At 68.2% G+C, this 11,443-nt stretch carries 9 protein-coding genes; 4 read left to right on the plus strand and 5 right to left on the minus strand.

Going from position 1 to position 11,443, the window contains the following annotated elements; genetic code table 11:
* On the plus strand, positions 1-261 hold a 261-nt coding region (locus D7V77_RS36090), incomplete at its 5' end, for a helix-turn-helix domain-containing protein (RefSeq protein WP_199733948.1).
* A gap of 265 nt (positions 262-526) precedes the next feature.
* Positions 527-1,273, plus strand: coding sequence for a Crp/Fnr family transcriptional regulator MrpC (gene mrpC / locus D7V77_RS36095; protein ID WP_014395195.1), 747 nt, complete (start codon positions 527-529; stop codon positions 1,271-1,273).
* A gap of 96 nt (positions 1,274-1,369) precedes the next feature.
* Here mrpC and D7V77_RS36100 read toward each other — a convergent pair whose 3' ends face one another.
* The gene (locus D7V77_RS36100; RefSeq protein ID WP_139919695.1) at positions 1,370-2,278 is read right to left on the minus strand and encodes a hypothetical protein; all 909 of its coding nucleotides are present in this window, start codon (positions 2,276-2,278) and stop codon (positions 1,370-1,372) included.
* 235 nt (positions 2,279-2,513) lie between these two features.
* Here D7V77_RS36100 and D7V77_RS36105 point away from each other — a divergent pair, with 235 nt between their 5' ends.
* Positions 2,514-4,352: a DNA mismatch repair protein MutS gene (locus D7V77_RS36105; protein ID WP_120580806.1), complete on the plus strand. Its 1,839-nt coding sequence runs from the start codon at positions 2,514-2,516 to the stop codon at positions 4,350-4,352.
* A gap of 53 nt (positions 4,353-4,405) precedes the next feature.
* Here the strand turns inward: D7V77_RS36105 and D7V77_RS36110 are convergent, their stop codons facing one another.
* Together D7V77_RS36110 and D7V77_RS36115 are read right to left on the minus strand one after the other, a co-directional pair.
* Positions 4,406-5,578: a thiolase family protein gene (locus tag D7V77_RS36110; RefSeq protein ID WP_120580807.1), complete on the minus strand. Its 1,173-nt coding sequence runs from the start codon at positions 5,576-5,578 to the stop codon at positions 4,406-4,408.
* An 81-nt stretch (positions 5,579-5,659) separates the two neighbouring features.
* The gene (locus D7V77_RS36115) at positions 5,660-8,050 is read right to left on the minus strand and encodes a 3-hydroxyacyl-CoA dehydrogenase/enoyl-CoA hydratase family protein (protein ID WP_120580808.1); all 2,391 of its coding nucleotides are present in this window, start codon (positions 8,048-8,050) and stop codon (positions 5,660-5,662) included.
* Between the two features lie 128 nt (positions 8,051-8,178).
* Here D7V77_RS36115 and D7V77_RS36120 point away from each other — a divergent pair, with 128 nt between their 5' ends.
* Positions 8,179-9,933, plus strand: a complete 1,755-nt coding sequence (locus tag D7V77_RS36120) for a M1 family metallopeptidase (protein ID WP_120580809.1) — start codon at positions 8,179-8,181, stop codon at positions 9,931-9,933.
* 6 nt (positions 9,934-9,939) lie between these two features.
* On the opposite strand, the gene D7V77_RS36125 is transcribed toward D7V77_RS36120, so the two are convergent.
* Entirely contained in the window at positions 9,940-10,818 is an 879-nt protein-coding gene (locus tag D7V77_RS36125; RefSeq protein WP_120580810.1) for a site-specific DNA-methyltransferase, read from the minus strand.
* Between the two features lie 231 nt (positions 10,819-11,049).
* A complete protein-coding gene (gene rpmE / locus D7V77_RS36130) occupies positions 11,050-11,298 on the minus strand; it encodes a 50S ribosomal protein L31 (RefSeq protein ID WP_120580811.1) in 249 nt (82 codons plus the stop codon).
* Positions 11,299-11,443 lie beyond the last annotated feature (145 nt).

An 11,443-nucleotide genomic window follows, 5' to 3' on the forward strand; every position in this document is an offset into this window, starting at 1 on the left:
GACCCCCACCGCGCCCCCGGCGCCGCGGGCGGCATGTTCGCGGCCCCCGCGGTGGACGACGTGAGCCTCATCCCCACCCTGGAAGAGGCCGAACGGCAGCTCATTGCCCGGGCCATGGCCGTCACCAAGGGCCACAAGGGACGCACGTGTCAGATCCTGGGCATCAGCCGTCCAACGCTTGAACGAAAGCTTCAAAAGTTCGGTCTCGCACAGGGGCAGGGTCCACAGGTGCACCCTTATCCGGTGAAGGATGCTTCCTGACAGTGTCCCAGCCCGGACAAACCGGTGTGCCTGTTTAACGTTTCGTTCAAAGTGATCAGACTGTTTGAACGTTCTGTTTCAGGTTTTGGACACAGTGGGGGGGGCCAAACCGGGGTGTAGCGCTAAGTACCCGGCATTCCTCGAACTGTTCCCCCGGGAATAGTTCAAGTGCTCATGGCACGCCTCTTGGAAAGAGCAAGGTCCGTCCGCAGCAGCAGCAGCGACCAACCTTCCCCATCCCTTTCCGCCTTCCCAGGAGTCTCCCATGCACGGCTTCAACCGCCCCCTCGGCCCTATCGGTTCCAACGTCGTGGCGCCGCTGCAGGCGACGTCGTCCGGCATGATGGTGACCGCGAACAAGCTGGTCCCCGGCCAGGAGGCCATCGACTTCAAGGGGTACTTCAAGGTCGAGTCCTTCCCGCACAACTCGACCATCTACCGCCCCGGCGACACGTCTGACCGCGTGTACCTGCTGAAGTCCGGCCGCGTGCGCCTGATGCGCATTGGCAAGAACAGCACCCGTTCGGTGGTGTCCATCCTGCGCCCGGGCGACCTGTTCGGCGAGCTGTTCCGCCCGGAAGGCACGCCCATCGAGGAGATGGCCGTGGCGGCGGGCGAGGCCGAGGTGTGGAGCATCGAGGGCCGCGACTTCCGCGCCCAGCTGGAGGCCCGTCCGGCCCTGGCGGTGGACGTGGTGCGCGCCTACGCGGACCGCGTGCGCTCGCTGCGCAAGCGCGTCCTGGGCCTGACCTTCAAGGAGGTTCCGGCCCGGCTGGCGGACACCCTGCTCACGCTGGTGGAGGCGCACGGCGAGCGCTGCCCGCACGGCGGTGAGACGGACCTGCGCGGGATTACCCAGCAGGACCTGGCGGACCTGGTGGGCGCCTCGCGCTCCTTCGTGTCCACGCTCATCAACGAGATGAAGCGCGAGGGCGTGCTCGGCAACGTCGGCCGCATCCTCTGCGTGCGTGACCAGAAGGCCCTGCGCAAGCTGGCCTCCAAGGAGAAGTAATCCACACGTCCCTTCAAGGGGACCGTGACGTCCAACGGGCCTGACCGCGAGAGCATCCGCGGCCGGGCCCGTGGTGTTTTCAGCGCACGGCGCTGTTCAGAACATGAAGCCCAGGCCGAACTCGGGGGTGAAGCCGAGAGGCAGCCCCAGCGGGGCCACCTCGGAGTCCAGCGCGAGGTAGCGCACCCCGCCGCGCAGCATGAGGCTGCCCAGGTGCAGCGCGAGCCCTCCGCGCGCGTCCAGTTGCTGGTAGGGCCCGGGCGTCATCTGCAGGCGCCCCTCCACGTCCAGGGGGCCCAGCAGGCACGCCTCCACGGACATGCCCAGGCTGGGGGCCACGTAGACGCGCCCGGGGGCATCCAGGGTGGAGACGCCTGCTTCCATGCGCAGGCGGAGCTCCTCCCGGACGAGGGGGGAGTACGTCACGTGCATCTCCCCCAGGGTGCGCGTGTCGCGGTACGCCGAGGTGTCCCACGTCCCCGTCAGCCGCGACATCCGCAGGTCCATGCCGAAGCGCTGGGCCTCCCAGCCGAGGTCGAAGTCCAAGCCGGTGCCGCCCCTGAGGGGTGACACCAGCAGGCCCGCGCGGAAGGAGAACGGCACGGCGTGCCGCAGCGAGTTGCGCTGGGGCGGCGCGTCCGGAGCCACACTCTCGTGGCCGTGGTGGGTGCCCGTGTTGGCGATGGCCTCCCCCATGCCCCGGAACAGCAGCTCGAAGATGGCGCCCAGGATGAAGGAGGCGGCATCGCTGGACGCGCTCGAGTTGTACTCGTAGCTGTCGTCCGTGGAGGACACCGTGGTCCTCTTGCTCTTGGACGAACGGTTCTTGTTCTCGTCGTCCTTCTTCGAATCGTCGTCCCGGTCCGAACCGATGGCGGTCGCCTCGTGGACGGGCTTCGACGATTCGGTGGAGTCCGAGCGCTTGCCGAAGCGGGCCTCGGCGGGAGGCGCGGCGAGCAGGCCCATGAGGAGCCCTCCGCCCAGTACGACCTTGGGTAACGACATGGGGTGAGCCCCCTCGATGAGGCACGGCCGGCCCGACCGTCCCTCATGGGCCGCATTCAAATCCCGGAGGCCCCTTGGGAGTCAACCGCGAGCCCGCTCGACGCTGGAAGCCGGGTCCAGGCCCCCTGCGCATCGTGCCCCCGTCCAACGGCTGTCCTCGACTGGCATCGAAGCGTGACGGGACGCGTTGAGCGCTTGCCCTCGGACGGGGGGCCGCACAGCATGCGCGACCATCGTGCCCGCCCCGACCGAGTCCCAGAGCCCGCATCGCACGTACACCGACCGCCGCGCCGCCGCCCAGGCGGACCTGACGGAGTTGGACCGCGTCAGCGCGCGGTACGCCAACCTGCGCACCGTGGCCTTCGTGGCGGCGCTGGTCATCGCAGCGCTGACACTGATGGGCCGGCTGCCCAAGCCCTGGTGGTGGGCCGCGGCCGGGGCGCTCGCCGTCTATGGCCTGCTGGCGGTGCTGCACCACCAGGTGTTCCTCAAGGAGCAGCGCGCGCGCCTCTTCGTCCTGCTCAACGAGCGCGGCCTGGCGAGGCTGGAGGGCGGCTGGCATTCCTTCACGGACAAGGGCGAGCGGTTCCTCTCCCCCAACCACCTCTACGCCACGGACCTGGATGTCTTTGGCCAGGGCAGCCTCTTCCAGCTCATCAACGAGACTGCGACGCGCGCGGGTGAGGAGCGGCTGGCCGCGTGGCTGTCCTCCCCCGCCACCGCGGAGACGGTGGTGACCCGGCAGGGCGCCGCGCGCGAGCTGGCCCCGAGCGTGGACTTCCGCCAGGACCTCTGCGTGGACGCTCGCGTGGTGGCGAAGGACAAGGCGGACCCGGCCCTCTTCATCCAGTGGGCGGAAGCCGGGCCCTCGCTGGACGCCATCCGCTGGGCACGGCCCCTGGCCATCGTGCTGCCCCTGATAACGCTCACCCTCTTCATCCTGGGCACTGTTGGCGTGATTCCAGACAGCACCGTCTGGGTGGGGCTGCTCGCACAGCTGGGCATCGCCGTGGCCACGCGCCGCACGCTGCGGCAGATGGACGAGGCCGTGGAGCGCGGCGAGCGCGGCTTCGTGCGCTACGCCTCCATCTTCGAGCGCGTGGAGAAGCAGACCTTCGAGCATCCACGCCTCAAGCAGCTCCAGTCCGGCCTGAGGGCGCAGAGCGGCCCGGCGGTGTCCGTGCTGTTCCAGCGCTTCAGCCGGCTGTTCTCGCTCATCGAGTTCAAGCGGCACCAGTTCCACCCCCTGGTCCACTGGGTCACGCTCTGGGACATCCACGCCCTCTTCGCGCTGGAGAACTGGCGCGCCGCCCACGGCCGCGACGTGCGTCAGTGGTTCGAGGGACTCGCGGAGCTGGAGGCCCTCTGCTGCCTGGGAGGACTGGCCCATGACCGCCCTGCCTTCACCTGGCCCGAGTTGCACGCCCAGGGCCCGAGCGTGGAGGCCACCGCGCTGGGACACCCGCTGCTGGACGCGCCCGTGCCCAACGACGTGTCCCTGCCCGGCCCGCGTCACGCGCTGCTGATTACCGGCTCCAACATGAGCGGCAAGACGACGCTGATGCGCGCGCTGGGCGCGAACGTGGTGCTGGCGCTGGCGGGCGCGCCGGTGTCCGCGGCGTCGTTCCGGCTGTCTCCAGTGCAGGTGCTCACCAGCATGCGCGTGAAGGACTCGCTGGAGCGCGGCGTGTCGTACTTCCACGCGGAGGTGCTGCGGCTGAAAATGGTGCTGGACGCGGCGGCGGCCGCGAAGGGCCAGGCGCTCTTCCTGCTGGACGAAATCCTGCTGGGCACCAACACCCGCGAACGGCAGATTGCCTCACGCGAGGTGCTGCGGCTCCTGCTCGCCTCCGGCGCGTGTGGCGCGGTGACGACGCATGACTTGTCCCTGGCGGTGCTGGCGGACGAGCCGGGCTCGCACGTGGTGAACGTCCACTTCCGCGACCACCTGGAGGACGGGAAGATGGTGTTCGACTACCGGCTCCGGCAGGGGGTGGTGGACACCACCAACGCGCTGCGGGTGCTGCGCCTGGCGGGCGTCCCGGTGAACGACCCGGACGCCCCGGCCTCCTGACAGTCCACCTCGCGCCCCCTTGAAGCCACCAGGGGGCGCGAAGCGGAAGCGGATTACTTCGCCAACTCCACCAGCGCCGCGGCACCCATGCCGCCGCCGATGCACATACTCACCACGCCGTAGCGGCCGTCCCGGCGCTTCAGCTCGCGCAGGATGGTGGCCACCATGCGCGCACCGGACACGCCCAGCGGGTGGCCCAGGGCGATGGCGCCGCCGTTCGGGTTCACCTTGTCCTGGGGGATGCCCAGCTCACGGATGCAGTGCAGCGCCTGCGCCGCGAAGGCCTCGTTGAGCTCGAACACGCTGATGTCTTCCACCTTCAGCTTGTTGCGCTCCAGCAGCTTGCGGATGGCGGGCACCGGGCCCACGCCCATGATTTCGGGCGGCACGCCGGCGACCACGTAGTCCACGAAGTAGCCCAGCGGCTTGACGTTGAGCTCCTTCGCCTTCTCCTCGCTCATCACCACCGCGGCCGCCGCGCCGTCCGTCAGCGGAGACGCGTTGCCCGCCGTCACCACGCCCTTGGCGTTGAAGGCCGGGCGCAGCTTGGCCAGGCCCTCCACCGTCGTCTCCGGGCGCAGGATGGTGTCCACCGAGACGGTCACCTGCTTCTGGGTGCCGTCCTCGTCGAACATGGTGGTGGTGACGGGGAAGATCTCCTCCTTGAACTTCCCCTGCTCGCGGGCCGTGGCCGCGCGGCGCTGGGACTCGGCGGCGAACTTGTCCGCGTCCTCACGGGTGACGTTGTAGCGGGAGGCGATGTTCTCCGCCGTCGCGCCCATGGAGGTGTAGACCTCCGGCAGCTTCTGCATGATCTCCGGGTTGGCGGAGACCTTGTTGCCGCCCATGGGCACCATGGTCATGGACTCGGTGCCACCGGCCACGGCCACCTGGAGCATTCCGGACTTGATGCCCTGCGCCGCCTGCGCCACGGACTGCACGCCGGAGGAACAGAAGCGGTTGATGGTCAGGCCCGGAACGGTGTCCGGCAGGCCGGCGAGCAGGCTCGCGTTGCGGGCCACGTTCATGCCCTGCTCCGCCTCCGGCATGGCACAGCCCATGATGACGTCCTCCACGTCCGCCGGCTTCAAGCCGGGGACCTGGGCGACGGCCTCCTTGATGGCAAGGGCCGCGAGCGTATCCGGCCGCGTGTCCTTGAACTCTCCCTTGTGGGCGCGGGTGAAGGGGGTGCGCACCGCGCTGGCAATCACGACTCGACCGGACATTTTAGATGTCTCCCTGCCCGGACACCGTCCGGGCGTGCTTCGGAATTCGCGTCTGGAAAACCATTGGGTAAACGCCTCGCGCTAGTTGCGCAGCGGCTTGCCCTTCTCGAGCATGAACATCATGCGGTCCTGGGTCTTCTCCTCGCCGATGAGGCTCAGGAACGCTTCCATCTCCAGCTCCAGCAGCTTCTCCTCGGTCACCAGCACGGACGGGCTGGTGTCACCACCGGAGAGCACGCGCGCCAGCTTCTGGGCGATCTTCCGGTCGTGGGCGCTGATCTGATTGTTGAGCTGCATGTCGTACAGCATCATGTCGATGGTGGCCGCGCCGTTGGGGCCCGGCAGCCGGAAGCGCGTGGGACGCGGCGGGCGGAAGCCGCCGTTCGCCAGACCCAGCACGCGCGACTTCGCGTCCGACAGGAGGAAGTCGCGGTTGCCCGTGATGCCGTCCTGCTGGGACAGGAAGCCCGTCTCGCGAGCCTCTTCCGCGCTGGTGGCGACCTTCGCCATGCCGATGGCGAGGAACACCTTCTTGAGGAAGGGCAGCGAGTCGAAGTCCTTGTCCGCCGCGTAGCCGCCGAACACGTTGCGCAGCAGCATCATGGTGCCGCCGCCGCCCGGGATGAGGCCCACGCCCACTTCCACGAGGCCCATGTACAGCTCCGCGCTGGCCTGCACCGCGTTGCCACCCATGGTGACCTCCGCGCCGCCGCCCAGCGTGAGGTTGAAGGGCGCCGTCACGACGGGCACGGGGCTGTAGCGCATGCGCTGGTTGGCCGCCTGGAACGCGGACGCCATCTTGCGGATGGAGTCGAAGTCCTCGCTCTTGGCCGCCATCAGCATGGCCATGATGTTCGCGCCGGCGGAGAAGTTGGAGCCGTCGTTGCCAATGACGAGGCCCTTGAAGTTCTTCTCCGTCTCATCCAGCGCGGTGTTCATCATCGCGATGATGTCATCGTCGATGGAGTTCATCTTGGAGTGGAACTCCAAGAGCGTGACGCCGTCGCCCATGTCCCACAGCGACGCGCTGTCGTTGCCGGTGATCTTCTTGTTGCCGCGCTTGAGGTACTCCACGCGGAAGGTGCGCGCGTTCTCAGACACCTGCTTCACGGACTTGGACGGGATGTCCCAGTAGGTGTCGCGGCCGTCCTGCACGCCGTAGAAGGACGTGCGGCCCTTGGCCAGCATCTCCTCCACCCAGGCGGCGGGCTTGAGGCCCAGCGCCTTCATGCGCTCCACGCCCTTCTGGACACCGTAGGCGTCCCAGACCTCGAAGGGCCCCAGGTCCCAGCCGAAGCCCCAGCGCACGCCGCGGTCCACGTTGACCAGGTCGTCCGCGATCTCCGGGATGCGGCGGCTGGAGTACGCCAGCACGTCCAGGGTGACGCGCTCGGCGAACTTGCCGGCCTTGTCATCCGCGTTCATCACGGACGCCACGCGCTCCTTGACGTTCTCGATGTCCTTCGCGGCGCCCAGCGAGTCGAAGCGCACCTTCGCCTGCGGCCGGTACTCCAGCGTCTTCAGGTCCAGCGCGAGGATGTCCTTGCCACCGGAGGAGCGGTCCTTCTTGTAGAAGCCGCCGCCGCTCTTGTCGCCCAGCATCTTCTTCTCCACCATCTTCTGGAGGAAGTCCGGGGCGGCGAAGACGTTGCGCTCTTCGTCGTGCGTCAGCGTGTCGTAACAGTTCTTCGCCACGTGGGTGAACGTGTCCAGGCCCACGATGTCCGCGGTGCGGAAGACGGCGGACTTGGGACGGCCCATGGCCGGGCCAAAGATCTTGTCCACCTCTTCAATGGACATCTCCGTCTTCTGCATCTCGGAGATGGTCCGCATCATCCCGTACACGCCAATGCGGTTCGCGATGAAGTTGGTGGTGTCCTTGCCGTAGACGATGCCCTTGCCGAGCACCTCTTCGCCGAACTTGTGGAGGGTCTTCACGACCTCCGCGCTCGTCTCCTGGCCGGCCACGAGCTCCAGGAGCTTCATGTAGCGCACGGGGTTGAAGAAGTGCGTGACCAGGAAGTTCTTCTTGAAGTCCGCGCCGCGGCCTTCGGTCATCCCCACGATGGAGAGGCCGGAGGTGTTGGAGGAGATGATGGCGTCCTTGCGGGCGTGCTTCTCCACCTTGGCGAACAGGGCCTGCTTGACGGCCAGGTCCTCCTTCACCACCTCGATGATCCAATCGCACTCGCCCAGGCGCGCGAGGTCGTCTTCCAGGTTGCCCACTTCAATGGCCGCGAGCACCTGCTCGGATACGATGGGGCTGGGCTTCGCCTTGCGCAGGTTCGCGATGGCGCCCTGCGAGAACTTGTTGCGGAACGCCTTGGAAGCGGTGTCCTCGCCCGGAGCAGCCTGGGGCGGAACGATGTCCAGCAACAGGGCGCGCACGCCGGAGTTGGCCAGATGCGCGGCGATGCCGCTGCCCATCACGCCAGCGCCAAGCACCGCCACTTTTCGGATCCGGGTCGTCATCGGAAATCGGCTCCCATAAAAGGAAGTAGGGGACTGCACAAATGTAGGCGATTGACCCGGAAGTCAACCGGCATTGCCGTCGGGTGTGCTCGCCAGGAGGTCGGCTCCCCGACTACAAGTCGGGCCCCATGGCTCGCCTCGACCCGCACTCGTACAACGACAGCACGCAGCCTGAGACCGAAACGCTGGACTGGAAGGCCCGCGTCGATTTCCGGACGCGCCGCCTGCACGCGGAGGCCACGCTGACGCTCAAGGAGGCGTCAGCAGGTCCCCTCGACCTGGACACCCGCGACCTGGACATCCGGGGCGTGGTGGATGCCCAGGGTCGCCCCTTGCCCTACATCCTCTCCCCTCCTGAACCCATCCTCGGCAGCCGGCTTCGGATTGAGCTGCCCGCGGGGCTGAAGCAGCTGACGGTGCGCTACCGCACGTCCCCGGAGGCGAGCGCGCTGCAGTGGCTGACGCCGTCGCAAACGGCGGGTGGGCAGCAGCCGTTCCTGTTCAGCCAGTGCCAGGCCATCCACGCGCGCAGCGTGGTGCCGCTGCAGGACACGCCGCGCATCCGCATCCGCTACCGCGCGTCCCTGCGGGTGCCCAAGCAGCTCAAGTCCGTGATGGCGGCCTCGTTCGTGGCGCGCGAGGAGCACGGCGTGGAGGCGGAGGAGCACTACGAGATGCCGCAGCCGGTGCCCCCGTACCTGCTGGCGTTCGCGGTGGGCAGCCTCACGTCCAAGGAGTTGGGGCCGCGCTCGCGGGTGTGGGCGGAGCCGGAGGCGCTGGAGGACGCGGCGGACGAGTTCGCGGGCGTGGACGACATGCTCAAGGCCGCGGAGTCGCTCTTCGGGCCGTACGACTGGGAGCGCTTCGACCTGCTGCTGATGCCGCCGTCGTTCCCCTACGGCGGCATGGAGAACCCGCGCCTGACGTTCCTCACGCCCACGCTCATCGCGGGGGACAAGAGCCTGGTGAACGTGGTGGCGCACGAGTTGGCGCACTCGTGGACGGGCAACCTGGTGACGAACGCGTCCGCGGAGCACTTCTGGCTGAACGAAGGCTTCACCGTCTTCGCGGAGCGCCGCATCCTGGAGGCGCTGGCGGGGCCGGAGGTCGCGGCGCTGCACGCGGCCCTGGGGCGCCGTTCGCTGGATGAAGCGCTGCACCACTTCCGCGCGCACCCGCAGCTCACCGCGCTGCGCACGCACCTGTCCGGCGTGGACCCGGACGAGGCCTTCTCCCAGATTCCCTACGAGAAGGGTTACCTGCTGCTGCGCGCGCTGGAGGACGCGGTGGGCCGTCCCACCTTCGACGGCTTCCTGCGCCGCTACCTGGCGAAGTACCGCTTCCAGGCGCTCACCACGGAGGAGTTCGTCCGCTTCACGGAGGCCGAGCTGCCGGGGGCCCTGGCCAAGGTGGACGCGGACGCGTACCTGAACCGGCCCGGCGTGCCGCCCAGCGCGCCCCGGCCCACCTCCGCGCGGCTGGAGGCGCTGGAGAAGCTGCGCGGGACGGTGCCTTCGCAAGCGGACACGAAGGACTGGACGCCCACCGAGTGGCAGCTCTTCCTGGAGTCCATGCCGGCGGACACGTCCCAGGACGTCTTCCGGGAGCTGGACGCGAGGTTCTCGCTCACGGGCAGCCGCAACTCGGAGGTGCTGGTGGCGTGGCTGGTGGCGGCGCTGCGCGCGGGCTTCGATGCTCCGCTCGGCCGGGCCGAGGAGTTCCTCGGCGAGGTGGGCCGGATGAAGTACCTGAAGCCGCTCTACAGCGTGCTCGCCTCGTCGCGCGACCACCGCAAGGTGGCGCGCGCGGCGTTCGAGAAGAACGGGGCGAGGTACCACCCCATCGCCCGGCAGGGCGTGGAGCTCATCCTCACCCGCGCGTGAGGCGGGTTACTTGAGGGTCGCGTCCAGGCGCTTCTTGGACAGGGCCAGGTACTCCGGGTTCATGTCGATGCCCACGTAGCGGTGGCCGTGCTTCAGGGCGGCCACGCCGGTGGTGCCGCTGCCGTTGAAGGGGTCCAGGATGAGCGAGTTCTCCGGGCAGCTCGCCTCCAGGATGCGCTCCAGCAGGGCCACCGGCTTCTGCGTGGGGTGGCTGCCGAAGGCCTTCTCCTCGCCGCGCGGGGCCGTCTGCGTCCACATGCGGCCGGCGCCGTCGGCGGTGAGCTCCTCGTCACCGTTGCGCGGCAGGTTCCACACGTCGCGCATCTGCTTGCCGCCGTTCTCCGCCTTCATGCGCTGGTAGTTGAAGACGTGCTTCAGCTTGCCGCCGGACGCGGGCGAGGCCCAGATGAGCAGCTCCGTGGAGTGCGTGAAGTAGCGGCACGCCAGGTTGGGGCTCGCGTTGGGCTTGTACCAGGTGACGGTGTTGAGCAGCTTGTAGCCCAGCTTCTGCATGGCGAAGCCGGCGTTGAAGATGACGTGCTGCGTGCCGCTCACCCACAGCGTGCCGCTGGGGCGCAGCAGGCGCTGGCAGGCGGCGAGCCACTTGGTGGTGAAGGCGTGGTCCTCCTCCACTCCGCGGGACACGTCCCACTGGCCCTTCGCCACGGAGACGCGCTTGCCACCCTTGCAGGTGGTGCCGCCGTTGGAGAGGAAGTACGGCGGGTCCGCGAAGATGAGGTCGAAGGACTGCTCGGGCAGCTGGGCCATCAGCTCCAGGCTGTCGCCCTGCAGCAGCGTGTAGGCCTCCCCGCGCTTCGCGAAGACGCTGTCGTTCTGGGAGCGTCGGACAATCTTCAGGGCAGGGGCAGCAGCTTCCGCGAACATCACGCCTCCGTCTTTGGGACAGACGTCTCTGGGACGCGGCGGACTGTGCGGTCACTTGCGTGCTACGTCGAATTTCTGGCCTGTAATTGGCTGTAGCACCGAAAGCGCGCGTGAAAATTTGACGAGCGCCTGGAGCTGAAACACCGCGAGCAGGGCGGGGAGCGCCTCTGTCTTTCGAGGCTCTCCACGACCCTGCTCGTGGGGTGCTGCGGATGCTGTGGAGCCGAAGGACTACGCCTTCTCGGGCTCGGCGGCCTTGGCGCCCTTCTTGGCGGCCGGCGCGTTGTTCGCGTACTTCTTCTTGAAGCGGTCGATGCGGCCGGCCGTGTCCAGCAGCTTGTACTTGCCGGTGAAGAACGGGTGGCAGTTCGAGCAGACTTCCACGCTGAACGAGCCGCGGGTGGACTTGGTCTCGACGATGTTGCCGCACGCGCAGGTGATGCGGGAGGGCGGGTAGACCGGGTGCAGGTCGGGCTTCATGGCTACTCTCCAGTGCGCCTTGCCCCCACCCAGGATGGGAGGGAGGTCCAGCGTTGTAGTGGGTCGGGGCTTATAGCTACCGCCCCGACCTTTCTCAAGGATGCGCGTCCGGACCGGGGGTTTCTCCTCGGGGACGGCTCCCTCG

The organism is Corallococcus sp. CA041A, assembly GCF_003612075.1.
Classification (GTDB): domain Bacteria; phylum Myxococcota; class Myxococcia; order Myxococcales; family Myxococcaceae; genus Corallococcus; species Corallococcus exiguus.

Bases quoted from the DNA above. Each gene is read 5' to 3' on its own strand.
- mrpC (WP_014395195.1), top strand. From the start codon at position 527: ATGCACGGCTTCAACCGCCCCCTCGGCCCTATCGGTTCCAACGTCGTG.
- D7V77_RS36100 (WP_139919695.1), bottom strand. From the start codon at position 2,278: ATGTCGTTACCCAAGGTCGTACTGGGCGGAGGGCTCCTCATGGGCCTG.
- D7V77_RS36110 (WP_120580807.1), bottom strand. From the start codon at position 5,578: ATGTCCGGTCGAGTCGTGATTGCCAGCGCGGTGCGCACCCCCTTCACC.
- D7V77_RS36115 (WP_120580808.1), bottom strand. From the start codon at position 8,050: ATGACGACCCGGATCCGAAAAGTGGCGGTGCTTGGCGCTGGCGTGATG.
- D7V77_RS36120 (WP_120580809.1), top strand. From the start codon at position 8,179: ATGGCTCGCCTCGACCCGCACTCGTACAACGACAGCACGCAGCCTGAG.
- D7V77_RS36125 (WP_120580810.1), bottom strand. From the start codon at position 10,818: ATGTTCGCGGAAGCTGCTGCCCCTGCCCTGAAGATTGTCCGACGCTCC.
- rpmE (WP_120580811.1), bottom strand. From the start codon at position 11,298: ATGAAGCCCGACCTGCACCCGGTCTACCCGCCCTCCCGCATCACCTGC.